Origin of the sequence: Breoghania sp. JC706, assembly GCF_037026715.1 — a bacterium.
In the GTDB taxonomy this organism is placed as follows: Bacteria; Pseudomonadota; Alphaproteobacteria; order Rhizobiales; family Stappiaceae; genus Breoghania.
The window spans coordinates 69,682-96,230 of the sequence record NZ_JBANCG010000003.1 but is presented as its reverse complement, the minus strand read 5'-3'; the positions used below and the strand labels follow the sequence as shown (position 1 = coordinate 96,230).

Here is a 26,549-nt window from a genome sequence, read left to right as displayed (position 1 = left end):
GCTCGCTCCCTCAGTGGATCGGCGGATCGTTCCAGCGCTGGACGGTGACGATGAGCTGTCCCTCGCCGGACACCTCGCCGCTCGTCGCCAGCACTTCCAGATTGCCCGCGTTGTTGGTGGAAAACGGTCGCTCCGGGTTGGGGCCGGCGACAGACGGCGTGAAGATGCCGAGATCGGCATTCATGTCGCCGGCGTATTTCACGTCCTCAAGCTTTTCTGCTTCCTCGTTGAAGGGCGCGACCGACCAAGACGCCGGCACTTCGCCGATGCGAACGTCATCCTCCGTGCCGGGCTTTCCGTCCGGTCCGTTCCAGAAGCCGATGGCCGCAAACCGCGCCTTGACCCGAGGCGCCGATCCGCCGTCCCCGCCGACGCGGGAAATGGCGAAGGCGGGTTCGACCTTCAGGCTATCGATGTGGCTGTAGACGGAAAGTACGCCTTCGAGCCCGGCATCGCCCGCGGCCACGCTGACCGCGCCATCCGTGTCGGCGGCCGGCGCCACATCGAGCGCCACGCCGTAATCGTTGGCCGTACCACCCGAGGCCTCCAGCGCGCCGGAAAGCGATGCGCTTTCAAGCCCCGCCCCGACGATCTGGACGCGCGCCTCGGATCCCGCAGGCAATGTGGAGGGAACCGTGCCTGCGATGAGCGCGCCGCTGCCGACCTTCACCGCCTTGAACGCCCCGCCGAGGCTGTCCTCGTCATGCAGGAACTGCCGGCCGGTGAGTGTCGTGCCGTCCGGCGAGATCGCCAGCACCTGACGATAGACCGTATCGCCGATGGTGAGGTTCGCGCGCCATTCGTAGCCCGTGTAGACGTTGAGCTTGCCGGAAACCGGCATTTCCTCACCCTCCGCCGTCTTCAGTGTGCCGGAGACGGTAAAGGGCTGCGCGGAACCGGAAACCTCCAGCTTGCCATAGGCCTCACCCTTTTCCGGCAGGCGCGTGGTGAAGACCCAGCCGCCCGTGGCTTTGGGCTTTGCCGCATCCTTCCAGGCGTCCCAGGCATCCGCCTTGAAGGGGTATTTTTCCGCCAGCAGCGGCACGACCTCTTCGCGTGCGATCTTCAGCCAGTCGCGGTCGCGAGCCAGCGCCTGGTATTCCAGCGTCGGCCATTGCCCGACATGGAAATCGATGTGGAGGTTCCATTCCTCCCGCGTGCGCCGTTGCAGGCCGATGCGGGCGGCCGAATGACAGCGCGCGCACATCTCCGCAAGCGGCGCCTCGACCTTTTCCACCACCGCCGGCTCGCGCTCCAGAATGTAGCGGAAGTCCTCGGCTTCCGAGGGTGCGAGCCCTTGCGTATCGGCGAGATAGTGCACCAGCGTCGCCTGCGTGGCGGGATCGATGACCATGCCGTGGAAGAGGCGCATGCGCACGATGGTCATCAGCCAGCCTTCCGGCGTCTTGCGCTGGCCGTTGATGCGCGAAAGCGCGCCGGAGGCATCCGCCGCATGGCAGGCACCACAGGTATCGGCGAGAAGGGTTGCGGGATCGGGAGCATCCGCCTGAGCCAGGGCGGCGCCCGGCATCATCAGCATCAACCCCACGGCACCGGCCGGCAGGCCGGCTCGAAGTCGTTTCATCATGCGGTTTCCCTCGTGGTGGTGCTTCTTGTGCTTGTGGTTATCTCGTTGGACGCGGGGCTGAGCCCCCGGCTCTCCAGCCAGCCGATGACGGGCTGCGGCGCGCGCGCGGCCTCGGGGCGAAGGGTCACGCCCTCCCCCGCGCTGCCGGCGCGCACCAGATCGCCGACCGCGATGCCCGCGACGAAGGCGACACCGTCGGGATCCATCGGCGTCACCAGCACCTCGCGCTCGCAAAGCCGGCCGGACTCCACGACGACGCGGCGCTCCAGCCGGGCGGCAGCTACCTGCGGATGGGACGGCTCGGCATCCGGCCAGCCGGCGCGCGCGGCCCAGTACGGATGCTCCGCGAGGTCCCGCTCGAGGCGATAGAAATCGCGCCCCACGCGCGCCTGCCGCCAGAAGGTGCCGACCACGCGGTCCTCGAAGAAACGCCGGGCAAGCCCGCTTTCGTCCTGCCTGTCGTCAAGCAACTGCGCCACAATCGGCAGCGCGGAAAGTGCGGAGGAAAGCGCCCAGAACTGGCCGTGACCGGACAGCGGATCGATTGCGACGGCGGCGTCCCCGATGGGGATGACCGGCGGCGTCAGGCTGCCTGCGGACAGGACGAGCCCGCAGTTTCGCGCCCGCAGCGGCCCGTCGATGACGCAGCCCTCGTATCGGCCGGCTTCGTATCGGCCTTCGAACTGTTCCTGGGAATGAAAGCGCCGGAAACGCTCCGCAAGCCCGGCCTGCCCGGCACCTTGGAGATCTCCCGCATCGATGGAAATCTGGACCCACCGGCCGAGACGGGGATGCGTGACGTCCCAAACCCACCCCTGGGGCGTCGCCTCCACATGAGCGGTCGCCTCGTCGGAACCGACCGCATCGTTCAGCGTGGGGCGGCCGCCCGTCACGAAGCCGGCGATGGATAGGGTCTGCGGCCCCATCAGCCGCCGCCCGGCACGGGCCTGCCGGCCGCGCGCATCGATCATCAGCCGGGCGCAAACTTGTTTGCCGCTGGCAAGCGAGAGCCGCACGCCTTCGCGAACCGCAAGGACCGATGTGCCCGCCAGCCGGTCGCGATGGAAGACCGCTCCGGCCGCAACCGCTTCGTGCCGCAGAAGGGCGTCGAACAGATGCCGGTCCACCAGCCTTTCGCGATTGGCGCTTTGGGCGAGACCTGCCCAGCGCAACGAGCGCCGGACAGGGGCCGTCGCCGCCTCCAGCACCCGGCCAAGCCCCTTCGCGGCCAGCAGATGCGCCACGCGATCGCCAAGCCCTTCGAGCCGCGTCTGAGCCCGGTGCTCCGGCTGGCCGGCAGCGATATCCGTGCCCTGCGGATCAATCAGCGCCACGCCGATACCGGCGCGCGCAAGCTGCCAGGCCGCGAACGCGCCGGCGGGGCCTCCACCGACGACGGCCACCTCGTGGAAAGTCGTCAAAGCCTGTTCCCTCCTCCGGTGCCGCCCGTGTTTTCACGGTTTCGGGCCGGAGTTCTTTCTCCATCCGCCATCTAAGGGCAGATGCGCAGGCGGCTTCTCGACATTTTCGGCCAATTTGACGCAGGGACAAAAACGCGCGGCGGCAGATTGCGCGCTACGTTAAGTTTTGCTTTGCTCTGTATTTCGCCATGCCACTTCCCGCAGCAGCGACACGGCAGTGTAGCCGTTGCGGAAGCAGCCCGATAGGGAAGACGCCATGCCGGGGGGAGCGACCATCGTCTCAGGCGCGTTGAGCGGATTGCAGAGCCTGCTGGACGAGCGGGGCCTCGAACCCGCTGATTTCGGCCGCCGCAGCGGAGTGCCGGTTTGCGCGTGGCAAAACCGGCGAACCGAGATCCCCCTGTCCTCCTTCGTCGCGATCTACGAGGACGGTGCCTCAGCCCTGGCCCAGCCCGGGATCGGCTGGCAGTCGGGCCGCCATTTCGATTTCGCGGACCTTGGCGATCTCGGCGAGGCGCTGGTCAGCGCGCCGACGGTTGGCGCGGCGCTGCGGACCTTCGTGCGCTTCATCCGCTTCGTGCAGTCGGAAACCGAGATGCAGCTTGAGGTCGAAGACGGCATGGCGACGCTCAGCTACCGCATCCTCAATCCCGACATATGGCCACGCCGGCAGGATGCGGAATTCACGCTCTCCGTATTGCGGGAACTCATCCGCCGCGGTGCCGGCCCGGACTGGACGCCTGATCTCGTCTGCTTTGAGCATGCAACCGCCCGCACGCTCTCCGCCTGGGGCGAGGCAACGGGCTGCCTCTGCGTCTTCGAGGCGGAAACCAACGCCCTAAGTTTTCCCGAAAGCGTCCTCAATGCCCCGATGACGCGCCATGACGGCGGCCTTCACCGCAGATGCCTCGAGAATCTCACGCGCCGTCTCGCCGACACGACCCGTACGACCTCGCTCACCGAACGCACGCGCATGGCGATCTATGCGGGTCTGGGGACCGGCGCCGCCGATCAGGAGACGATATCGCGGGACCTCGGCCTTTCCCGACGCAGCCTTCACCGCCGCCTTTTTTCGGAGGGAACGCGCTTTTCCGCCCTTCTGGAGGACTGCCGCTTCCGCGTGGCACGACAGGCTCTGGCCGCGTCCTCCCACACGCTCGCGGAAATCGCCTTCGAGCTCGGCTATTCCGACCAGACGGCCTTCGAACGCGCCTTCAAGCGTCGCACCGGCCTGACGCCAAAACGCTACAGGCGGCTTTTTCAGCTCCCCTCGCAAGATCCTGCAAATCCCCTCTGAGGGGTGGCCGCAGATTATTTTTCGTTTATTTTCGCCCGGGGTCAGGCGTGCGGCAGGCGAAATTTGCCGTGCGCCCCGTCGCTACGGTCAATACAAAATTCTAGGAGAAATCAGAAATATACTTTCTCGTATTCTTGCATATATTATAGATAGGCAATTTTTTCCTAGCAATAGGCAGATTATTCCTAATATATTTTCAATAAAAATCTTCCGATACCGAATTTTTACAGCCTGATTTCTATCCTGCGCCCGTTTCAGAGATGAACTCCACTGAAGTGTCGGTGGAGACTGCGGCAGGCGGGGAGATCCTGAATATGGCCTTCGCGACGGCAACCTCTGAACTGGCCGAATGTCCGGCCATAGAGATGGACAAGCCGGTCGCCCATGATCGGGCGAAGAAAACGGAACGCGATATGCAGGCGGCAAGCGATGATGAGCTGCTGCGCCTCATCGGCTCTGGCGACGAAGCGGCCTTCAGGCTGCTCGTGGAGCGTCACGTCGACAGAGGGTATGCCGTCGCCTTGCGCATCCTGCGCTCGCCTGCCGACGCGGAGGATGTCGTTCAGGACGCCTTTCTTCAGGTCTGGACACGTCGCGGCGAATGGCAGCCGGGCAAGGCGAAGTTCTCGACCTGGCTGTACCGTGTCGTCACCAATCGCTGCATCGACATGCTGCGCAAGCCGAAAGTTGAGGCGATGGACGTGCTGCCGGAGGTGGCGGACGACCATTGCGACCAGATGCAGAGCCTGCTGCGCGACGAGGCAACCGAGCAGCTCGCCGTCGCCATGGAGCGCCTCCCGGAACAGCAGCGCGTCGCCCTGGTTCTTTCCTACACCGAAGCGTTGAGCAATGCGGAGATCGCGGAGGTCATGAACACGACGATCTTCGCGGTGGAGTCGCTCCTCAAGCGCGGACGGCAGAAACTCAAGCATATCCTGCGCAACAGCGGGAGAGATGTCCTCTCGCTGTTTACTAATGATTAACTCTTGATTTACGTTCCGCTAACGAAAAAAGTCAGCACATCGAAGAACAAATCGCCTGATTTTCGCCTGTGCCACCGTTGTAGAGGCATGCGCGCAGGAAAGCGCGTCAGTGTCGCGCCTGGCAGCGGGCGCTGATCTTGAAGAAATCAGGAGAACACCATGCCCGTCATTTCGACGAATACCGCCGCAAATACCGCGGTCCGCTACCTGAACATCAACTCCTCCGACCAGTCGGAATCGCTGGCAAAGCTCGCCTCCGGTTCGCGCATCACCAAGGCGTCCGACGACGCCGCGGGCCTGGCGATCTCCACCAAGATCTCCTCCGACGTCTCGGCTCTGGAGCAGGCCTCCACCAACGCCTCGCACGGCATCTCGATCCTGCAGACGGCCGACGGCGGCGCCGCGAACATCTCCGACATCCTGGAGCGCATGAAGACGCTGGCTTCACAGTCGGCCTCCGGCACGGTGACGGACACGGAGCGCACCTACATCGAGGCGGAATTCGACCAGCTCGTGGACGAAATCGACGGCATCTCGACCTCCACCCGCTACAACGGCCAGTCCCTGCTCGACGGAACCTCCGACTTCTCCGACGACACGGTCAAGACGGCGGCCGAAGTCACCTCGACGCTGTCTGGCGCCACCACGGCGACAAGCTCGCTCACCTCGTCCTCCACAATCGCCACGACCGCCGGCGACACCCTGAGCTTCGACGTCAACGGCACGACCATATCCCTCACGGCAACGGGCACCTCCATCTCGGCCGATGAGATCGTCGACGCGATCAATGCCCAGAGCACAACCACGGGCGTAACGGCAAGTGTCGACAGCTCGGGCCTGACCCTGACCGCCGTCGACGGTTCCGACATCACGATAGACAACGTCGCGGCCGGCGGCAGCAACACCACCTTGACTTCCGCGGATCTGACGACTCTCGGCCTCACCGATACCGACAGCGACGGCACCGAAACGTACTCGGCAAGCGATGCGCTGACGCTCTCCGACGGCCAGGAAGTCTCCTTCGACGTCAACGGCACGACCGTGACACTTTCCAACGACACAGGAGAGGATGTCGGCTATTCGGCCTCCGAACTTGTCAGCTCCATCAATGCGGCGCTGATCGAGGACGGCAACTACGACGTCACCGCAAGCCTCGACGCCGATACCGGAGCACTGACCTTCACCAGCCGCACGTCGGGCGAAAAGGCGACGGTCACCATCGACAACCTCACCGGCAGCCTTGACGGCACCGATGACTTCGCCCTCTCCGATCTGGGCCTGACCACAGCCACCGCTTCGGCCACCGGGACCGCGACGGACGCCGACACGACCGGTTCCGACATCGTCGTCGGCTCCGACGCCTCCGACACGATCACGCTGACCATCCAGTCGTTGACGTCGACGGATCTGGGCATCGCCGATCTCGACGTCTCCACCCAGGCCGGCGCCGAAGAGGCCCTTTCCCTCCTCGACACCGCGATCGATACGGTCTCCAACGCCCGTGCCGAGATGGGTGCGACCATGTCCCGGTTCGAATTCCGCTCCGCCCAGATCGACACCTCGATCGAAAACCTGGAAGCCGCGGAATCGGCCATCAGCGATGTCGACATCGCCTCCGAGCAGGCGTCTCTGTCCGCGTCTTCGGTGAAGGTCCAGGCCGCGGTCGCCGCCGCCGCCCAGGCCAACCAGATGCCGCAGAACCTGCTGTCGCTTCTGCAGTAAGCAGAAGAGGCCGGGTCTTCCACGGACATACCGACAGCCCCGAAACCGTCGCTGTCCCGGAAGACCCGGCCGCTCCAGACAAAGCCCCGACCGCGCGGCCATGCGTTGCCGCGCGGTCCGGTTCGCATAACGCGAGGTCCCGGCCATGAGCGATGTTTCCAGCACAACCTCGACGACCACGACGACGGTCTCGAGTTCGACCTATTCCTATTCTTCGGATGCTGCCGACATCGATTGGGACGCGCTGATCGAGGTCGCGGTCGCCGCCAAGACCGCACCGGCCGACGCGATCGACGTCAAGATCACCGAAAACGAGACGAAGATCGCCGCCTACGAGGAAATGCAGGATCTCCTGCAGGACATCAACGACGCGGCTACGGCGCTGCGCGGCTCCACGGGTTCGACCCTTGACGATGACGACGTCTTCGCGGACCGCGAGGCCTATCTGACCGCGGTCGGCGACGTGGACGCGGAGTCCGCCGTCGTGGTGACCGTGGACGACGACACGAACGTCGGCACCTACGATCTCCAGATCCTGCAACTCGCCAAGGTCGAGAAACTTGCGAGTTCGGAATACGAATCGAGCACCGAGGAACTCGGCCTCGAAGGCAGCCTGACGATCGGGCTGGAGGACGGCGAAGCGGTCGAGTTCGACATTACCGAGGACATGACCCTCGCGGAGATCGCCTCCACGATCAACGACCAATCCGAGACGACCGGCGTGCAGGCCACGGTGCTCAAGGTGTCCGACGACACCTATCAGCTCATCCTCTCGGGAACGGAGACGGGCCAGGAAATCGTCATGACGGCGGGCGATGGCACCGACATAGCCCAGGCGCTCGGCATCACCGACGAAAACGGCGACTACGCCAACGAGATCCAGGCCGCTCAGGACGCCATCATCACGCTCGACGGCATCACCATCACACGCTCCAGCAACACGATCGACGACGTGCTCGATGGCGTGACCTTCAATCTCTACCAGGAGACCGGCGAAGACGCTTCGATTTCGGTGGAAGTCTCATCCGACGTGAGCACCATCAAGGAGGCGATCATCGCGCTGGTGGACGCCTACAACGCCTATCGCGAATGGGCCTTGACCCAGCAGGAGGTGAGTTCCGCCGGCACTGCTTCCGACGACGCGACGCTCTTTGCGGACGGGACGCTGCGCTCCACCAATTCCTCGATTGCCGACGATCTGTCGACGATCATCGACAGCGAATCGATGGCGTTTCTCGGGCTGTCCTACGACGAGAACAACTATCTGGAATACGACGAGTCGACGCTCAACAGTGCGCTGCTCGACGACCTGGACATGGTGGAGTCCCTGCTCACCTTCCAGATGAGCAGTTCATCCAGCGACATTTCGCTTCTGCGCCGCAATACGAGCATGCCCTCCGAACTCACCCTCGACATCACGGTGGGCGAGGACGGAGATGTCACGGAGGTCTCGGTGAATGGCGACACCACGCTCTTCACCGTGGACGGCGCACGCATCATCGGCGCGGAAGGCACCGAATACGAGGGCATCACGTTCGTCTTCACCGGAGACGAATCCCAGACCGTGGACCTTACCTTCACCTCCGGAATCGCGGAAAACCTGTTCGTTACCACCGACACGGTGGCCGACGAGGACGACAGTACCCTCACCGACCTGATCGAAGGCCTGACAGAGACCAATGAGGATCTGGAGGAAAAGGCCGACGACATCCGCGACCGTGCGGAGACTTACGAGGAAATGCTGACCGAGCGCTATGCCGCCTATCAGGCCGCGATCGAGGAAGCCGAATCTTCTCTCGATTACATCGAAGCCATCCTTAATCTCGGGAACGACTGACCATGAGCGTCATGATGAACCAGGCCATCTCGGCCTACCGCAAGGCAACGACGACCGTCCCCCCCGTCACCGCTGTCGTCCTTCTCTATGACGAGGCGATCAATGCCGCACAACGGGCAGCGGATGCGACCGAGAATAAGTACTACGAGGAAGCCCAGGTGCAGATGCTCCGGGCGGTGAGCATCCTGCGCGGGCTTCGTCAGGCCCTCGACTTGGACGCGGGCGGCAACATCGCGCGGCAACTCCTGGACACCTACTCCAGCGTGATCCGGGCTCTGACGCAGACTGTGGGAAAGCCCGACGCGGCAGAGCGTTTTCACCGGCTCGGCGAGGGACTGATCGAGTTGCGCGACGCCTGGGCGACGATGACGACCCTGCTGCCGCGTGGAACGCCGGCAGAAGCGGCGGAATAAGAAGCGGCTCATTCGAGATTCCCGACCATCGAGCGCCCGAACGCATGTGGCGAGCGTCGACGCTCGCTCATGCGAATTGGCTCCGATGGTCGCTATTGCCCTGACATGGACTAACTTTCGCCCGAGATGTAGTTTGTATCTATCAGATACAAAGGCTCTGTCTGCTCATTTGGCGCTGGTGCAAGGGAACCCATGAATCTCGAGGAATTCGAAAACCGGCTTGACCAGGACGGTTCCCGGATCGCGACCTGGCCGGAGGATGTGGCCACGGCGGCCCGGGCCCTCCTGACGGAGAGCGCTGAAGCGCGCCGGCTTCTGGAAGAGGCGAAGGCCCTGGACGGCCTGTTCGCCGCCACCCCCGCGGTCAAGGCGCCGGCAGGCCTCGCCGGGCGGATCGTCGCCCGTGCGATGACCGAGACGAACGCGCCTGCGGCTGCTGTCAATCCCGCCGGTCTGCACTCTGCTGCACCGCGCTCGGCGCCGCCGAGTGCGCCCGGGGCGGCCCCGGTCATTGCCGCCGCATCCCGTTCATCGATCCAGGCGCCCGCGAGATGGTATCGCGAGTTGCTGTCTCCCATTTTTGGATCCGGCAGCCTCGTGAGGCCCGTCGCGACCCTTGCCATATGTTTTGCAGCTGGCCTCGGTGCCGGCTACATCTTCAATGAACAAGGCGTTGATTCGTCGTCCTACAATGTGATGGCATCCCTGTTCTCCTATCTCGACCGCACCTGAACCGAGGCGGAACACTGATCATGACAAGACGACGCCTCGTCGTTTTACTTGCAAACCTGCTTTTCGTTTCTGTCGCGTTGAACCTGTTTCTCGCGGGGTGGATTTCCAGCCGCAGCTTCTACCGGCCGCCGCCACCTCCCGAACCGCTTGCAGGCATCGACCGCGTCATGAAGGAACGGCTGTCAGCGGACGGCTATGCGCAGATCCATGCCCTGATCGAGAACGCGCGTCCGCATTTCCAGGAGATGGAGTCGGGTGCCCGCCAGGCCCGGGAAAAAATGATCGAGGCGCTTGAGGCGCCCGAATTCGACAAGCAGGCTTTTGACGCTGCCGTCGGCGACATGACGGGTGCGCGCGCCGACCTCGACACGTGGACCCTTCGCAACGCCTCGGAAGCACTTCAGAAACTCAGCCGGGAAGACCGCCGCGCCGTTGGCCGGATCATCGAGAATGGCCCCTTCGGCCCCCCGGGTCCGCCCCCACGGTGAAAGACATGACATTTTTTGCCTAGGTAAAATCTTTTCATCGGCAATATTTTCCTTGTAATTTCTAAAAATTACTTCGCCTGATCTCCGCTCGCCGTCCGTTTCTTAAACAGAACGGGCGGCCCGATCTCTCGCACGAAAAGATCGAGCGCCCGCCAATTCGTCACAGCGAATATCGGCGGTGCGGAAATGACTATTTCGACGGTCAACAGCTACAGCGCGACGACCACAACGGCGAGTTCCTCATCGAGCTCTTCGACACTTGGCCTATCAAGTGAAGATTTTCTCGAGCTTATGCTCGAACAGCTTCAGAGCCAGAACCCGCTCGATCCGACCGATACCGATACGTACCTCGATCGGATGGTCTCCTATGCGAGCTACGACACCCAGAACTCGATCAGCGACCAGCTGAGCACGCTGGTCGATTCTGTCAGCAGCATGATCTCCGGATCCGGGCTCGGCTATCTGGGCACCACGGTGGAGGCCTACGGCAACACCACGACGCTGCAGGATGGCTCGGCTACCTGGGGCTACACGCTCGATTCAGCCGCCGAGAGCACGACGATCACGATCACGGATTCCGACGGCAACACCGTATGGACCGGTGACGGCGAGACAGACAGCGGCTCCCACACCTTCACCTGGGACGGAACCACGACCGACGGCACCCAGCTCGCCGACGGCGGCACCTACACGATCTCGGTCAGTGCCACAGACGCCGACGGCGAAGCCATCGACGGCACGACCACTGTGACCGGGATCGTCACAGGCATCGATTCCTCGTCCGGAGAAACCGTTCTCCAGATCGGCGATGCCGAAATCCAGGTCGACAACATCCTCAGTATCCAGTCCTAAGGAGCAGGCCGTGAGTATTGCAGGTGCATTGAATTCGGCGGTCTCTTCGCTCTACGCCCAGAGCCAGGCGCTTTCCAACATCGCCGACAACCTCGCCAATTCCGGAACCACTGCCTACAAGGCCAACTCGACCTCGTTCGAGAGCCTGGTGGCAAGTTCCGGTGCGAGTTCGAGCGGTGGCGTGACCAGCTCCACGCGGTCGAACAATTCCGCGCAAGGTCTGCTGACCGCGACGTCCTCCGACACGGATCTCGCGATCGACGGCGAAGGCTATTTCGTGGTGTCCACCACGACCGACGGCAGCGGTTCGTCCTACTACACCCGCAACGGCGAATTCGAGATCGACAACGAAGGGTACCTCGTCAACGGCGACTACTACCTCATGGGTTGGGAGACCGACGAGGACGGCAACATCATCGGCGGCACGAGCGAAAGCTCGCTCGTGGCGATCGACACCGATGCCTACCAGAGTTCCGTCGGCGCCACGACCGAGATCGACATGCAGGCGAACCTGCCGGCCGACGCCGAGGTGGGAGACACCTTCACCACCACCGTGGAGATCTACGATTCACTGGGCACAAGCTCCACGATGGAGGTGACCTGGGAGAAGACCGCCGAGAACACCTGGGAGATGTCTTTCTCCGACCCGACGATCTCGTCGACCGGCGTCGATGGCGGCGACACCTCCACCACGGCGATCGAAATCACCTTCAACGAGGACGGCTCTCTTGCCTCCACCAACCCCGATCCAGCGACGATCACCGTCTCGGACTGGTCGACGGGAGCGGCCGACAGCACCATCACGCTGAACCTCGGCACGGCAGGCAAGTCTGACGGGCTGACCCAGCTCTCCTCCGATTCCAGCGACCCGAGCATCACGATCGACTCCATCAGCCAGGACGGCCTCGCCTACGGCTCGCTCTCCGGCATCGAAATCGCAGACGATGGTTCTGTCGTCGCCAGCTACACCAACGGCGAAAGCCGCACGATCTACAAGATCCCCGTGGCCACCTTCGGCAACGAAAACGGACTGAAGGAGATGAGCGGCGGCGTCTATGCCTCCACGAATTCCTCGGGCACCAGCATCATCCAGCAGGCCGGCACGGGCAGCGCCGGCACCATCAACGGCGGCTACCTGGAATCGAGCACGACCGATACCAGTGAGGAATTCAGCCGCATGCTGTCGGCCCAGCAGGCCTATTCCGCCGCTTCGCAGATCATGTCCACGGCGGCCGACATGTTCGACACGCTGATGAGCGCGGTGCGCTGATCATGATCAAGAGCGAGCGCGACCCCCTGCTTGAATCCCTGCGCCAGCGAATGGTTGAACTCGATGCCATCCGCAACGGCAAGGAGCGATCGGGGGGTCGGCTCGCCCTTCTCGTCCTGCGTCAATCGCTGGCCGACCTCCGTCCGGCACTCGAGGCACGCAAGGCCGAAGTCGGCACGGATATCCGGCGCCTGCACGCGGCTACCGCCGCCGCCGGATCCTATGCCCGCACGGCTGCCATGACCGCCAATCCCCGTCGCTGAAGGAAAGACCGATGAGCGGTTCCGAACCCCCGTCTCCTGCCGAAACGCCCGCTCCCTCGCGGGAGGATGTGGATACGGCAATCACAAACATGATCTCGCTCGCCGATGCGCTGCTCGCACTGATGGATCAGGAAAACCGCCACCTGGCGGAAGGTATGCCGATACCGCTCGGCGACATGGTCAAGCGCAAGCACGAACTGGCCGACGAATTCCGCTCACTGTTCAGCAACGTGCGACTGCAGCAGGCGATGGTCTCTTCCGCCACGCCGGAACTCGCCTCCGCCCTGCTCGAGCGCGGCCGTACCCTGAATGCCGCCCTCTACGAGAACGGCACGCGTCTGGAAAAGGCCATCGCGGCAAGTCGGCACCGGGTGGAAACCATTATGCGGGCGATCCGGCAGGAGACGACGCGGCCGTCCGCCTATGGCGGCAATGCGCGTTACGAGCGCCCGTCCTATACAGCCCGGCCGGTCTCGCTGCGTCCGGGTGTGGAAGTCTGAAACGACCCGAACGCTCAACCGGGCCTGAGAAGAGGCAGACATGTCGCTGAACGTCGCAAGCAGCATCGCCACCGGGTCGCTTTCGGCAACGCAGTCGCAGTTGGCCATAACCGCTGCCAACATCGCCAATGCGGACACCGAAGGCTACACGCGCAAACAGGCGACGGTCTCCACCGCCACGACCTCCGGCGTCGGCACCGGCGTCGAGGTCACGGGGCTGACGTCGAAGGTCTCCCAGCTTCTCATTTCCGATCTGGCCGACGCCACGTCCGATGCGGCCGCGGCCACGGCGACGGCCGACTACCTCGACCAGCTTCAGACGGCACTGGGAACCACGTCCAACAGCGACGAAACCGGCACGTCGCTCGCCAACCAGGTCGCCGCGCTGGAAACGGCGCTTTCGGATCTGGTCAACACCCCGGAGAGCACCACTCTCGCGGCGACAGCGGTCTCGGCACTCGACGTCCTCGCCACGCAGCTGCGCAGCACGTCCGCCAGCGTGCAGGATTTGCGAGAGGACGCCGACAGCGCGATCGGCGATGCCGTATCGACGGCAAACGACGCCATTGCAACGATCGCCGACCTGAACGACCAGATCCTCGCGGCCTCCGCCCGTGGCGTGTCGACAGCCGATCTCGAAGACCAGCGCAACCAGGCCCTGGTGACGCTGTCCGAGCAGCTCGGCGTTACCAGCTTCATCTCCGACGACGGCACGATGAAGGTCTACACCACGTCCGGCCAGGTCCTCGTCGGCAACTCCGCCCACTATCTGGAATTCGACACCTCCAGCATCGTTACATCGGACAGGAGCTACGACGGCACGTCCTCCGGTCTTTCCGGCGTCAGCGTCGATGGCTCGGACATCACCGAAGACATCAGCAACGGCACGATCGGCGCGCTACTGACATTGCGCGACGAGACACTGCCGGCCGTCCAGGACACGCTCGACGAAATGGCGAGCAGCCTGATCGAGGAACTGAATGCCATCAGCCCGGATCTTCTCACCGGCACCGACGCCTCCGACATTGCGGTCAGCGACACCATCCTCGCCACTCCGACTGGCATTCTCGGAACGAGCGACGAGGCGGAAACCGCGCAGGCGCTGCTCGATGTCGTTCAGGGGGACACCGATTTCTCTGCCGCCGGCAACCTTGGCGCGACCACCACGACGTTTGCCGATTACGCCAGCGACATCCTCACGAACGTGGTCTCCCAGGCAACCAGCGCCAATTCGAAGCTCGATACCGCGACCACGGCGCTGGAGACCGTTTCGGACAGCATTTCCTCGCTCTACGGCGTCAACGTCGATGAAGAAACGGAGCGGATATCGGAACTCGAGACGCTCTATTCCGCGTCCGCACAGCTCCTCAGCACGATCCAGGAAATGTACGAAGCGCTGCTCGCGGCGGTTTCGTAAGGAGACGCAGAATGGTCATGCGTGTCGCCACCTTCGCCCTGTCGAACTCACTGCTGAACTACGCCCTGACCACCCAGGCAAAGCTCGCGGAGAAGCAGACGCAGGAAGCCTCCGGGCTCATCTCGTCCGATTACGGCGGGCTCGGCACGGATGCGGGAAAGCTGGTCGATCTTGAGGTGTCGCTGGCGCGCGCCAACTCCTATTCCTCGGCCGCCGAACAGGCGACCAACCGCGTCGAGGTGATGTACTCGGCGACCGGAAGCATCGTCGATGCCCTGACCCAGGCCCGCACCGAGGTGTCCGCAGCCTCCGTCGACACCTCCGACATCGATACCCTGCAGGATCTCGCCGCGAGCCTTCTGGAGGAAGTGGAGTCGCTCCTCAACACGCAGTACGAAGGGCGCTATCTCTTCGCCGGCAGCAACACCCAGGAAGCACCGGTCGATCTCGACAGCTACACCGGCGGATCCGATCTCGATACGGCCGACACCAGCTACTACACCGGCGACGACACGATCATCACCGTGCAGGTCGGATCGGATCGCAAGGTCGCCTACGGTGTCACGGCCGATAACGACGCCTTCGAACAGACGATCCGCGCGCTGTCCTACATCGCCGACGCGGACGAACTGACAAGCGACGACCTGACAGCCATTTCCGAAATGCTGGTCGACGCCCAGGATGCGGTGATCGCTATCCAGAGCGGGCTCAGCCTGTCGGCCTCTGCACTGGAGAACGCGCAAACAGAGCAGGAAAATTTCATAGCTCTGACCGAGACATCGATCGACGACACGCGCTCAGCCGATCTCGCAAGCGTCGCCGTTGCGGTGGCACAATACGAGACGCAACTTGAGGCAAGCTATGCCGCGGTCGGCAAGCTCTCCAGCCTCAGCCTGCTGGACTATCTGTAGGACGCGGCAAGGCCCGCGCCGCCGAAATGCGGCCTGCGCCGCTCAGATGGCGGCGGCGCGGCCCGTTTCGATGTAGATCTCGCGCAAACGCCTGGCGACCGGCCCGGGTTTGCCGTCTCCGACCGGCGTACCGTCGATCTGCACGACCGGATTGACGAACCCGGTCGCGGATGTCGAGAACGCCTCGCTGGCGGCCTTGGCCTCGGCCACGGTGAAGGCCCTCTCCTCGACCTTGACGCCGATCTCTTCCGCGCATTTCAAAACGGCCGTGCGCGTGATCCCCGACAGGATGTCGTTGGAGATGTCGCGTGTCACGATCGTGCCGTCGCCTGTCACGATATAGGCATTGTTGGACGAGCCTTCGGTCACCAGACCCTCGCGCACCATCCAGGCATCGTCCGCGCCCTTCGCCTTGGCCTCATTCTTCACCAGCGAGGCCCAAAGAAGTTGCACGGTCTTGATGTCGCACCGCCGCCAGCGCAGATCGTCCACGGTGATGATCTTCTGGCCACGGCTTGCAAGCGGACTGTCGACGACCTTCTTTTCCTGCGTGAACAGGACGACGGTCGGCGGCACGTCGGGTCCGGGAAAGAGGAAGTCGCGGTCGGCGGCGCCGCGCGAAATCTGCAGGTAGACGAGCCCCTCCGTGATGGCGTTGCGGCTCACCAGTTCGCGGTGAATGGCGAGCATGTCCGCATCCTTCATAGGCAGGGACATACGGAGTTCACTGAGCGAGCGATGCAGCCGTGCCATGTGGCCGGAAAAATCGATGAGCTTTCCGTCGAGGACGGACGTCACCTCATAGATGGCATCGGCGAAGAGGAAACCGCGGTCGAAGACCGAAATGGTGGCTTCGTCTTCCGGCACATAGTTGCCATTCACATAGACCGTACGCATTCAGGAACCTCAAGGATCAAGAGAAGGCGGAGGACGATCGCGCTCCGCGAGGCAGGCGGGCAGACGTCCCGCCTGCCATTGGCGCACGCCGCCCGGACAAGCCTGGCAGGCGGCAGAAAATCGCGCCGGAATCGGCTGGCTGGAACCGGTTGTTCAACCATATTCCTTTCGCTCGGATGGTTTCAATCCGAGCGCATTTCACCAACCGCGTTCCGGAGCACCCCGTGGCTTCAAATAGTTTCGAGCGCTTCGGCGAGCCGATCCGCACCGTGGCGGAACGGGTCGACAGTGGGCAGGCCGAGCCGCGCCTCGGTGGCATTGCACAGGGCGAGTGCGGCATCATCGGACAGTGCGGAGGTGTTGAGCGAGACGCCAACCACCTGACACGCCGGATTGACGACACGCGCAAGACGCAGCGCCACGTCGCGAACATCCTCCAGGCTCGGCAGCTTGTATTCCGGCAGACCCCGCATGTGCGGCCGGTTCGGCTCGTGGCACAGAACCAGCGCATCCGGCTGGCCGCCGTGGATGAGCGCCATCGTCACGCCGGAATAGGAGGCATGGAAGAGGCTGCCCTGTCCCTCGATGACATCCCAGTGGTCGGGCTCGTTGTCCGGCGTCAGGTATTCGATCGAGCCGGCCATGAAGTCCGCCACCACCGCATCGAGCGGCACGCCGTCGCCGGTGATCAGGATGCCGGTCTGGCCGGTGGCGCGGAAGGTCGCCTTGCGGCCGCGCGCGTGCATCGCCTTTTCGATGCACAGTCCGGTGTACATCTTGCCGACCGAGCAGTCCGTCCCGACCGCGAGAACGCGCTTGCCGGTCCGCTTCTTGCCGTTGGCGATCGGGTAGCGCACGGAAGGCACGCGCACGTCATGCAGCGTGCGGCCGAGCGCTTTGGCCTTCTCCGCCAGATCAGCCTCGTCGCGCAGAAGATTGTGCAGCCCGGAAGCGATGTCGAGACCGGCGTCGAGCGCCTCGAGAAGCACCGACTTCCACGAGGGCGAGATCACCCCGCCGCGGTTCGCCACACCGATGACCAGCGTCTTCACCCCGGCGGCCACCGCCTCCGCGATCGTCATGTCCGGCAAGCGCATGTCGGCCTTGCAGCCATCGAGCCGCAATTGCCCGAGCGCGTGGTCGGGGCGCCAGTCCCTGATGCCCTGGGCAACCTTCGCAGCAAGGGGATCGGGCGCATCGCCCAGGAACAGCAGATAGGGAGTTTCGATCATGGAAGAAGAGCTCTGTTGGAGGAGACCGGACGACGCGCCGGCATGCAGGTTTCGCGCCATTCGAGGGCCTTTCGGCGCAAACCTCGCAACGCGACATGGTGAGACAATGCCCAAGCCGAACGAAAGGGACAAGATGGCCTTTGGAGAAATCGGTTCCCAACTGACCTGCACCGCAAACAAAGGAACCCCCGGCCGCGTCTGACCGGGGGTTCCTTTGCGTTGAGCCTCAGGAAGTGCCGAAGCGGTCAGGTCATGAACCGTGCCCGGGAAGCTCCAGCGCCTGCGTACCGACGATATCCTCGAAACGGTCGAGAAGCTGGTGCTTCAGGATCTTGCCGGTGGCGGCCGCCGGCAGGGCCTGCACGATGAAGATCCGCGAGGGACGCTTGTAGCCGGTCAACCGCTCGGCGGCGAAGGCGCGCAGATCCTCTTCCGTGACATCGCTGGCCGGGTTGGTCTGCACGAAGGCCAGCACCATCTCGTCGCCATCGACCGCCCGGCCGACGACGGCGGACTGGATGACGGCGGGATGGTCGTTGAGCGCCGCCTCGACTTCCGGCGGATAGACATTGAAGCCGGAGCGGATGATCAGCTCCTTCGCCCGCCCCACGATGTGCAGGCGGCCCTCGTCGTCAAACCGCCCCAGATCGCCCGTGCGCAGGAAGCCGTCCGGCGTCATCACGGACGCTGTCGCGGCCGGATTGCGGAAATACCCCAGCATAACATGCGGGCCGCGCGTCAGGACTTCGCCGACGCCCGGATCCTCTCCGCCGGTCGTATCGAGCTTCACTTCCACCCCCGGCAGCGGCGGGCCGACGCTGATATCCGGATCGCCGATCCTGTTGCGCGTACCGCTGATGCCGGCCGTGCTTTCCGTCATGCCGTAGCCGTTCTGCAGCGGCAGGTCGTAGAAGGCCTCGGCCTTGCGTTTCCAGGTCGGATCAAGCGGCGCGGCGCCCGACGAGACGTAGCGCAGCGTCGTGGAGCCCAGTTTCGTCAGTCCTTGCGCCTCCGCATGGGCCATGAGGAGGGCGTGCATCTGCGGCACCGCCGGCATAACCGTTGCGCCGTTTCGCAGGGCCTCGAACAGTTTGACCGGCGAAAAGCGCGTGGCAAGCTCCACCATCGCCCCGGCATGAGCGGACGCCATCAGCATGGAGGCGACGCCGAACACATGGGTCAGCGGCAGGGCGCCGTAGACGTGATCGCGCGGGCAGAGATCGCGCAATTCAGCGGAAATCCGCGCTGCAAAAAGAAGGTTGCCGTGGCTGAGCATGACCCCCTTCGGATCACCCGTGGTGCCGGTCGTATAGAGCAGGATGGCGGGGGCAGTGTCCGCCCCGCCGCCAACCTCCGGATCGCTGACGCCTTGCGACATCTGCAATGCGCCGAACCCCGTCTCGATCGCCGCCGCCTCGCCTGCATGCGCGCGCGCCTCGGCGGAGACGTTCGAGGTAAAGAGCGTCAGGACCGGGTTGGCATGGGATGAAATGCGCGCGATCTCGCCCGCCGACATGCGCGCGTTGACCGGCACGGCCCAGGCGCCGATCCTCGAGCAGGCCAGCATCAGCACCGGCATTGCAAGACAGTTTTCGCCCACCACGAGCACGCGCTCGCCGGAAACCGCGCCATTGGCGCGCAGCAACGCTTCCGCCTCGTCGATCAGCGCGCAGTATCGCGCCCAGCTGTAGACGGTGCCGTCGCAATCCTTGATCGCGGGCGCATCGGGACGAATCGCCAGGTGCTGTTCCGCAAGCTGGTGGATACGGGTGAATGTCATTGATTTCCTCCCCGACGCATCCTGCGCCGCTTCGGCCACATCCGAAGACTTCGATCGGTTGCGAGAGCCCGGCAGGAAAAGGCCGGGCATCTCATGCCACACCGTCCTGACCACGGCGGGCGCGTTTGAAGACGCCCGTGGCGGTCGCGATCAGACGGTCATCCTCATCCACCAGTTCGCCTTCCACAAACAGAAGCGAACGGCCGCCGCCGGTGATGCGGCCTCGCGCGGTCACCCGCTTGCCGGTTAAGGCAGGCGCCAGAAACTGGGTCGACATGGTGATCGTCATGAACGGTTCCCTGCCACGCGGATCCACGCTGAGCGACGACGTCGCACCCATGGCGTTGTCGAGGATGGCGGTCGCAATCCCGCCATGGAGCACGCCGTGGCGGTTCGCGTGCTCCTCGCCCACGTCGAGATGACAGCGCGCGCCGCCATCCGCATGGCCGATTTCCAGGACATAACCCAGAGTACGCTGGGTTCCGGTCTCGTCGCGTATGATCTCGGTCATCGGGCGCTCAGCCGGATGAAACGCTCAAGGTGATAGTCGGTATCGCCGAAGCGATGGTCCGTCATCGTGAGCCGCTTGGCGAAATGCCCCAGCGCGTATTCCTGCGTCATGCCAATACCGCCGTGCATCTGAATGGCTTCCTCCGCCACGAGCTTGCCGGCACGGCCGATCAGGTTCTTCGCGGCGCAGACCTGCAGCTCGCGCTCTGCCCTCGACGCCTCCAGATGCCCGCACAGGTTGATGACCGCGCTTCTGGCCTGCTCGATCTCGATCAGGACATCGGCCATGCGATGCTGCAACGCCTGGAACTTGCCGATAGGCTGGCCGAACTGGCGGCGCTGGCGCAGGTAATCGACCGTCAGCGTCTTGATCGTCTCCATCAGGCCCAGCGCCTCGGCGCATTGCGCGGCGCAGCCCCGCGCGTTGGCCCGCTCGATCAGGGCGAAGGCCTTGCCTTCCTCTCCCAGGAGAGCGTCCGACGCGACGGTGCAGTCAAGACGGATTTCCGCCGCGCGGCCGCCGCCGTAGAGCGGGTAATCGCGCATCTCCGCCGTATCGGCAGGCACGAGGAACAGGGATATGCCGTCCTCGTCGTCGACATCGCCCGACGTGCGGGCGGAAACCACCAACATGTCGGCGGCCGGCGCATGATGGACAACAGCCTTGGCACCGGCGAGCCGCCAGCCGTCGGCGGTCTTCTCGGCCCGCGTTTCGACGTGGGCAAGATCGTAGCGCGACGCCGGCTCGCCGTGCGCGAAGGCGAAGCACCGCCCGGCGATGATTTCCTCGACCTCGGCCGAACGGCCGGCATCCGCGAGAATGCCGCCGGCGAGGATGGCGCTCTCGATGAGCGGCACCACGGCACCTGCCCGCCCCAGTTCCTCGCTCACGACCATGATGTCGAAGCCCATGCCGCCGAAGCCACCGGCTTCTTCAGCAAACATCGCGCCGGGCACGCCCATTTCTGTGAGCGCTTGCCAGAGCGCAGGATCATAGCCTGCCGGCGTTTCACTTGCCGCGATCATGCCTTCGTGGGTGACCGTGTCTGCAAGCAAGCGCCGCATGCCGTCCTGCAGCATCTGCCGCTCTTCAGTCAGTTTGAAATCCATCTCAGAGCTCCAGGATCGCCTTGGAAATGATCTGGCGCTGCACTTCGTTGGAGCCGCCATAGATCGACAGTTTGCGGTTGTTGAAATAGGCCTGCGTCGCCGGCATGGCGTAGGCCGGGCCGACGGGCTCGACATTCGCCCCCTCATCGAGCGCTTCGGAAACGAACGGCGCGGCGTAGGGCCCGACGGCCTGCCGGGCGAGCGCGTTGATCTGCTGGCGGATGACGGTGCCCTTGATCTTCAGCATCGAGCTTTCCGCCCCCGGCGCCTGGCCGGATTGCGCGGCCGCGATCGTGCGCAGGTTCGTCGTGGCCATGGCCATCAGGTCGATCTCGACCTGCGCCACCTTCGCAGCGAAGAAGGGGTTGTCGATCAGCGGACGCCCGCCGTCCATCTGCTCGCCGGCGATGCGCTTCAGGGCCGAGAGCCCGGCGCGCGCGAAACCGACACCGGCGATATTCGTGCGCTCGTGGGTGAGCAGGTACTTCGCGTAGGTCCAGCCCTTGTTCTCCTCGCCGACCAGATTTTCCGCCGGCACGCGGACATTGCTGAACCAGACCTCGTTCACCTCCGGCTCGCCGTCGATCAGCACGATCGGACGAACCTCCACGCCCGGCGTGTCCATGTCCACCAGCAGAAGGCTGATGCCTTCCTGCGGCTTGCCGGCCTTGGACGTGCGCACCAGACAGAAGATCTTGTTGGCGTACTGGCCGAGCGTCGTCCAGGTCTTCTGTCCGTTGACCACGTAGTGGTCGCCATCGCGCACGGCCGTGGTCTGGACGTTCGCCAGATCGGACCCGGCGCCCGGCTCCGAATAGCCCTGGCACCACCAGTCGTCGCCGTTGAGAATACGCGGCAGGTAGTGCGCCTTCTGCGCCTCATTGCCGAATTTCATCAGCACGGGCCCGAGCATGGCGAGGCCGAAGGGCAGGATGCGGGGCGCATGGGCTCGCGTGGTCTCCTCTTCGAAGATATGGCGTTCCACGGCATCCCAGCCCGTGCCGCCATATTCCTTCGGCCAGTTGACACCAAGCCAGCCGCGCGCGTTCAGGATCGCGTGCCATTCCTCGTAGTCGGCCTTCGCAAGGCGCTTGCCCTGCGCCACCTTGTTGGCGAGGCGGGCGGGCAGTTCGGCGTCCAGAAACGCGCGGACCTCATCGCGAAAGGCCGCCTGCTCTGCGGTGAAATTGAGGTTCATCGTCAGTCTCCGAAAATTTCGAAAAGGCCGGCGGCACCCTGCCCGCCGCCCACGCACATGGTCACGACGCCGTACTTGGCCTTGCGGCGGCGCCCCTCCAGCAAGAGATGGCCCGTCATGCGCGCACCGGTCATGCCGAACGGGTGGCCGATGGAGATGGAGCCGCCGTTGACGTTCAGCTTCTGATCGTCGATGCCGAGCCGGTCACGGCAATAGATGACCTGGCTGGCGAAGGCTTCGTTCAGCTCCCACAGGTCGATGTCGTCGATCGTCAGTCCGTGACGTTCGAGCAGGCGCGGAACGGCGAAGACCGGTCCGATGCCCATCTCGTCCGGCTCGCAGCCGGCGGCCGCGAAGCCGAGATAGCGGCCAAGCGGCGCAATGTTCGCCTTCGCCGCCTCCGCCTCGTCCATCATGACGAGCGCAGCCGCGCCGTCGGAGAGCTGCGAGGCGTTGCCCGCCGTGACAAACCGGTCTGCCCCCATCACCGGCTGGAGTCCCGCGAGTCCCTCCAGCGTGGTGGACGGACGGTTGCATTCGTCCTGCGCGATCGTGACGGCCTGAAGCGAGGTCTCGCCGGTCGCCTTGTCGGTCACGGCCTTTTCCACGTCGATCGGCACGATCTCATTGTCGAAAACGCCCGCGGCCTGGGCCGCGGCGGTGCGCTTCTGGGAGGCGAGCGAAAGTTCGTCCTGCGCCTCGCGGCTGACGTTGTAGCGCGCGGCTACCCGGTCGGCCGTATCGATCATGGTCATGTAGAGATCGGGCTTGTTCGCCTCGATCCAGCCCTCGCGGGAATGGCGCGGAGTCGGCTGGTTCAGCGAAATGCTCTCCACGCCGCCGACCAGCACCGCACGTGCCCCTTCGCCGGCGATCATCTGCCCGCCCATGGCGATGGCCTGCAGTCCTGACGCGCAGAAACGGTTGACCGTGGTGCCGGCGACTGACACCGGAAGCCCGGCCCGCACCACGACCTGCCGCCCCAGATTGCCGCCGGTCACGTGTTCCGGATAGCCCGTTCCCCAGATCGAATCCTCGATGAGCGTCGGATCGATGGCGCTGCGCTCCACCGCGTGGCGGGCGACGTGGCCCGCCATCGTGACACCGTGGGTCCGGTTGAAAGCACCGCGCGCGGCCTTGCCGATCGCGGTGCGTGCGGTTGAAACGATAACGGCGCGCGTCATTTCCCCTCCTCCTCGTTGAGACTGGCGAAGGTGCGGCCCTCGGCCACGAGCCGCTTCAGCAACGGCGAGACCTGCCAGAAATACGGGTCGGCCTCAGCCCAGGTCTCCATGTCGGAAACGAGGGCCGGCAGGCCTTCGCTGTCGGCCCAGTGCAGCGGCCCACCGCGCCAGCGCGGGAAGCCGTAGCCGTAGAGCAGCGTCACATCGACATCGAGCGGGCGCTGCGCGATGCCCTCCTCGACCACCTTCGCCGCCTCGTTCACCATCGCGGCCATGTAGAAGCGCTGGATCTCGGCCGCATCGAAGGTGCGCTGCACGTGGCCCTCGCGCGCCGCCTCCAACAGCGGTTCGATATCCTTGTTGGGAACGGCCTTGCCGCCCTCGTGGAGGTAAAAGCCCTTGCCGGTTTTCCGACCGAGCCAGCCCCGGTGGTACATCTCGTCCGCCCAGGTGGGCACGACATCGCGCGGATCGCGGGTCGCGGCCTTGCGCTGGCGCGTCATGTAGCCGATGTCGAGCCCGGCAAGATCCGCCATCTCGAAGGGCCCCATAGGCAGCCCGAAGGCCTTGATCGCCTCATCGATCTGCCAGGGCGAGGCGCCTTGCAGGATCATCCGGTCGGCCGCACCGCGATAGGTGAAGAGGATCCGGTTTCCGATGAAGCCGTCGCAAACGCCGGCGCGGACCGCGACCTTGCCGAGCCGCCGGGCAAGCGCAAAGGCGGTCGCCGTCACGTCCGGCGCCGTTGCGTCCGCGACTACGACCTCCAGCAGCTTCATGACGTGGGCGGGCGAGAAGAAGTGCAGCCCGATCACGTCGGCGGGGCGCGATGTCGCCGCCGCGATCTCGTTCACGTCAAGATAGGAGGTGTTGGTGGCGAGCACCGCGCCCGCCTTCATCACCGCATCGAGCCGACCGAAGACCTCGCGCTTGACGGCCATGTCCTCAAACACCGCCTCGATCGCGAGATCCGCATCGGCAAGCGCCGCGTAGTCGGTCACTGTCGAAAGAGCATCGAGCGTGGGGCTGAGTTTTTCCGGCGAAAGCTTGCCGCGCTTGACCGCCACATCCAGATTGCCGGTGATCGTCGCGCGGGCCTTGTCGGCGGCCGCCTCGTCGCGCTCCACCAGCGTGACGGTCAGACCAGCGAGCAGGCACGAGGTCGCGATGCCGGCGCCCATGGTGCCACCGCCGATGATGCCCACCTTCGCAAAGGAGCGCGGAGCAACGTCCTTGATCTCAGGCAGACGGGACACCTTGCGGTCGTTGAAGAAGGCATGAATCAGGCCCGCGCGCTGCGGCGTTTCCATCAGCTCCAGAAACAGCCGGCGCTCTTGTGCCACGCCTTCATCAAGATCGAGGCGCGTCGCCAACTCAACCGCGTCGATGGCCTTTAGCGGCGCGATCTCGCCGCGGGCCTTCCGGGTCCATTGCGCGCGCGCATCGGCAAAGGCCGCTTCGTCGGCAGCGGGATGCGGCATCTCGCCGACCCGGCGCACCGGCGCGTTCTGCGCCAGAAGCTCGCGGGCATAATCAAGGCCGGCGGAACGCGGACCTCCGTCCGCGACACGGTCGACGAGCCCGATTTCCAGAGCCTTTTCCGCCGAGATCGGATCGCCCGCGGGAATAATCTCAAGCGATGCGGCAACGCCGACGAGGCGCGGCAGCCGCTGCGAGCCGCCGGCGCCGGGGATCAGCCCGAGCTTGACCTCGGGAAAGCCGAACCGGGCGCCGGCAATCGCCAGCCGGTAATGCGCGCCCAGGGCGACCTCGCATCCTCCGCCGAGCGCCGGGCCGTGAATGGCCGCGACCACGGGCTTCGGCGCGCGCTCGATATGCGTGCAGACGTCGGGCAGAAAGGGTTCCAGCGGAGGCTTGCCGAATTCGGAGATGTCGGCACCGCCGATGAACAGCTTGCCGTCTCCCACGATCAGCGCGATCTGCGCATCGTCTTCGGCGAAGCGGTCGATCGCCGACCACAGCCCCTGCCGGACCGCCCGGCCAAGCGCGTTCACCGGGGGATTGGCAACGGTGATCACCGCCACTGCCCCATCGCGTTCATATCGTACAACGTCCGTCATTCGGCTCTGTCTTCCCGTTTCCCAGGCCCTCCCTCAGGAGGACTACCAATTGCTTCGTACCGTGGTCGACGGCGGTTGCCCCATCATCCGCTCAAGCTCCTTCACGGCTTCGTTCAGCTTCGGCCCGACCTCCCTTTCCATGCGTTCCACGCTCAGATCCTGCGGCAAGGCACCGTTGGTGAAGATCACCGGCTCGGCGAGATCGCGGCTGAAGAAGGGCTTGGAAACCGCATGGATGCTGGATGCGAAATAGTCGCTGGGCGCGGTGATGGAGAAGCCGCGCGCCACGAGCTGGTCGTAGGACTCGCGCCGCACCTCGGCCGCCCGTTCCGGCGTCAGCCCGCGGTCACCCGCCGCGTTGGCGACCGTCCGCTCGAACAGGTCGTCCGGCATTGCAGCAAGCAGGGCATGGCCGGAGGAGGAGCCGTGCAGCGGGATGCGGTGGCCGACTTCCAGCCACAGCGACGACACGCCCCTGGGGCGCCAGGTCTTGACGATCAGCAGCTTGATCTCATCGCGGACGAGAAGAAGCGAAAGCGTTCCCGTCTCGTCGGCCAGCCGCTGCATGATCGGCCCGGCCAGATCGACGAAGGAAATGGACGCCTGCGCCACGTTGCCGAGCGCCAGAAGCGCCGGCCCGGGGCGGTAGCGGTCGTGCCGGCGCGCATGGGTCAGGTATCCCAGCGTCTGCAGGGTGAAGGTCAGGCGCGAGACCGTGCTCTTGGGGATCCCGGTTCGTTCGGCGATCTCCGCGTTTCCCAGACCGTCGTCTGACGCGCGGAAGGCACGCAGGACCATCAGCCCCCGGGCGAGGGTCGTGGCGAAGCGCCGGTCTGTGGTGTCGGGTTGCTGGCTCATGGATG

General features: G+C 64.6%; 24 protein-coding genes. 13 read left to right on the top strand and 11 right to left on the bottom strand.

Annotated features, from left to right (window positions below):
- Positions 1-10: 10 nt before the first annotated feature.
- Positions 11-1,585, bottom strand: a complete 1,575-nt coding sequence (gene peaA / locus V2L18_RS06420; protein WP_336177119.1) for a quinohemoprotein amine dehydrogenase subunit alpha — start codon at positions 1,583-1,585, stop codon at positions 11-13.
- Positions 1,585-3,009, bottom strand: coding sequence for a tryptophan 7-halogenase (locus tag V2L18_RS06415; protein ID WP_336177118.1), 1,425 nt, complete (start codon positions 3,007-3,009; stop codon positions 1,585-1,587). Before V2L18_RS06415 ends, peaA begins: the two co-directional genes overlap by 1 nt.
- 256 nt (positions 3,010-3,265) lie before the next feature.
- On the opposite strand from V2L18_RS06415, the gene V2L18_RS06410 reads away from it, so the two are divergent.
- The 13 genes from V2L18_RS06410 to V2L18_RS06350 all read left to right on the top strand — a co-directional run bounded on the left by V2L18_RS06410 (position 3,266) and on the right by V2L18_RS06350 (position 15,694).
- Positions 3,266-4,306 carry an AraC family transcriptional regulator gene (locus V2L18_RS06410; RefSeq protein WP_336177117.1) on the top strand — a complete coding sequence of 347 codons (1,041 nt, stop codon included), beginning with the start codon at positions 3,266-3,268 and terminating at the stop codon, positions 4,304-4,306.
- Between the two features lie 260 nt (positions 4,307-4,566).
- Positions 4,567-5,289 (top strand): RNA polymerase sigma factor, encoded by a 723-nt coding sequence (locus tag V2L18_RS06405; protein ID WP_336177116.1) that lies wholly within the window; start codon positions 4,567-4,569, stop codon positions 5,287-5,289.
- 159 nt (positions 5,290-5,448) lie between these two features.
- Positions 5,449-7,011, top strand: a complete 1,563-nt coding sequence (locus V2L18_RS06400) for a flagellin (protein ID WP_336177115.1) — start codon at positions 5,449-5,451, stop codon at positions 7,009-7,011.
- Positions 7,012-7,156: 145 nt separating this feature from the next.
- Positions 7,157-8,848 (top strand): flagellar filament capping protein FliD, encoded by a 1,692-nt coding sequence (fliD, locus tag V2L18_RS06395; protein WP_336177114.1) that lies wholly within the window; start codon positions 7,157-7,159, stop codon positions 8,846-8,848.
- Positions 8,849-8,850: 2 nt separating this feature from the next.
- The gene (locus V2L18_RS06390) at positions 8,851-9,261 is read left to right on the top strand and encodes a flagellar export chaperone FliS (protein ID WP_336177113.1); all 411 of its coding nucleotides are present in this window, start codon (positions 8,851-8,853) and stop codon (positions 9,259-9,261) included.
- Positions 9,262-9,453: 192 nt separating this feature from the next.
- Positions 9,454-9,993 carry a hypothetical protein gene (locus V2L18_RS06385; RefSeq protein WP_336177112.1) on the top strand — a complete coding sequence of 180 codons (540 nt, stop codon included), beginning with the start codon at positions 9,454-9,456 and terminating at the stop codon, positions 9,991-9,993.
- A 20-nt stretch (positions 9,994-10,013) separates the two neighbouring features.
- Positions 10,014-10,481, top strand: coding sequence for a periplasmic heavy metal sensor (locus V2L18_RS06380; protein WP_336177111.1), 468 nt, complete (start codon positions 10,014-10,016; stop codon positions 10,479-10,481).
- A gap of 186 nt (positions 10,482-10,667) precedes the next feature.
- The gene (locus V2L18_RS06375) at positions 10,668-11,333 is read left to right on the top strand and encodes a FlgD immunoglobulin-like domain containing protein (protein WP_336177110.1); all 666 of its coding nucleotides are present in this window, start codon (positions 10,668-10,670) and stop codon (positions 11,331-11,333) included.
- A 10-nt stretch (positions 11,334-11,343) separates the two neighbouring features.
- On the top strand, positions 11,344-12,603 hold the full coding sequence (gene flgE, locus V2L18_RS06370) for a flagellar hook protein FlgE (protein WP_336177109.1): 1,260 nt from the start codon (positions 11,344-11,346) through the stop codon (positions 12,601-12,603).
- Positions 12,604-12,605: 2 nt separating this feature from the next.
- Positions 12,606-12,866, top strand: coding sequence for a hypothetical protein (locus V2L18_RS06365; protein WP_336177108.1), 261 nt, complete (start codon positions 12,606-12,608; stop codon positions 12,864-12,866).
- 11 nt (positions 12,867-12,877) lie between these two features.
- Positions 12,878-13,366 carry a hypothetical protein gene (locus V2L18_RS06360; protein ID WP_336177107.1) on the top strand — a complete coding sequence of 163 codons (489 nt, stop codon included), beginning with the start codon at positions 12,878-12,880 and terminating at the stop codon, positions 13,364-13,366.
- A 40-nt stretch (positions 13,367-13,406) separates the two neighbouring features.
- A complete protein-coding gene (gene flgK, locus V2L18_RS06355) occupies positions 13,407-14,783 on the top strand; it encodes a flagellar hook-associated protein FlgK (RefSeq protein ID WP_336177106.1) in 1,377 nt (458 codons plus the stop codon).
- A gap of 11 nt (positions 14,784-14,794) precedes the next feature.
- Complete coding sequence (locus V2L18_RS06350) at positions 14,795-15,694, top strand: flagellin (RefSeq protein ID WP_336177105.1); 900 nt, start codon at positions 14,795-14,797, stop codon at positions 15,692-15,694.
- 42 nt (positions 15,695-15,736) lie between these two features.
- Here V2L18_RS06350 and V2L18_RS06345 read toward each other — a convergent pair whose 3' ends face one another.
- From V2L18_RS06345 to V2L18_RS06305, 9 genes are all read right to left on the bottom strand, one after another.
- On the bottom strand, positions 15,737-16,591 hold the full coding sequence (locus tag V2L18_RS06345) for a D-amino-acid transaminase (RefSeq protein WP_336177104.1): 855 nt from the start codon (positions 16,589-16,591) through the stop codon (positions 15,737-15,739).
- A 230-nt stretch (positions 16,592-16,821) separates the two neighbouring features.
- Positions 16,822-17,823 (bottom strand): N-acetyltransferase DgcN, encoded by a 1,002-nt coding sequence (gene dgcN / locus V2L18_RS06340; protein WP_336177103.1) that lies wholly within the window; start codon positions 17,821-17,823, stop codon positions 16,822-16,824.
- A gap of 250 nt (positions 17,824-18,073) precedes the next feature.
- Positions 18,074-19,603, bottom strand: coding sequence for a class I adenylate-forming enzyme family protein (locus V2L18_RS06335; protein WP_336177102.1), 1,530 nt, complete (start codon positions 19,601-19,603; stop codon positions 18,074-18,076).
- Between the two features lie 91 nt (positions 19,604-19,694).
- Positions 19,695-20,114, bottom strand: coding sequence for a PaaI family thioesterase (locus V2L18_RS06330; RefSeq protein WP_336177101.1), 420 nt, complete (start codon positions 20,112-20,114; stop codon positions 19,695-19,697).
- Positions 20,111-21,223 carry an acyl-CoA dehydrogenase gene (locus tag V2L18_RS06325; protein WP_336177099.1) on the bottom strand — a complete coding sequence of 371 codons (1,113 nt, stop codon included), beginning with the start codon at positions 21,221-21,223 and terminating at the stop codon, positions 20,111-20,113. Before V2L18_RS06325 ends, V2L18_RS06330 begins: the two co-directional genes overlap by 4 nt.
- Position 21,224: 1 nt before the next feature.
- Positions 21,225-22,421: an acyl-CoA dehydrogenase family protein gene (locus V2L18_RS06320; RefSeq protein ID WP_336177098.1), complete on the bottom strand. Its 1,197-nt coding sequence runs from the start codon at positions 22,419-22,421 to the stop codon at positions 21,225-21,227.
- Positions 22,422-22,423: 2 nt separating this feature from the next.
- A complete protein-coding gene (locus V2L18_RS06315) occupies positions 22,424-23,605 on the bottom strand; it encodes an acetyl-CoA C-acyltransferase (protein ID WP_336177097.1) in 1,182 nt (393 codons plus the stop codon).
- Complete coding sequence (locus tag V2L18_RS06310; RefSeq protein WP_336177096.1) at positions 23,602-25,686, bottom strand: 3-hydroxyacyl-CoA dehydrogenase NAD-binding domain-containing protein; 2,085 nt, start codon at positions 25,684-25,686, stop codon at positions 23,602-23,604. The genes V2L18_RS06315 and V2L18_RS06310 overlap by 4 nt, the downstream gene beginning before the upstream one ends.
- A 42-nt stretch (positions 25,687-25,728) precedes the next feature.
- Positions 25,729-26,544, bottom strand: coding sequence for an IclR family transcriptional regulator (locus V2L18_RS06305; protein ID WP_336177095.1), 816 nt, complete (start codon positions 26,542-26,544; stop codon positions 25,729-25,731).
- Positions 26,545-26,549 lie beyond the last annotated feature (5 nt).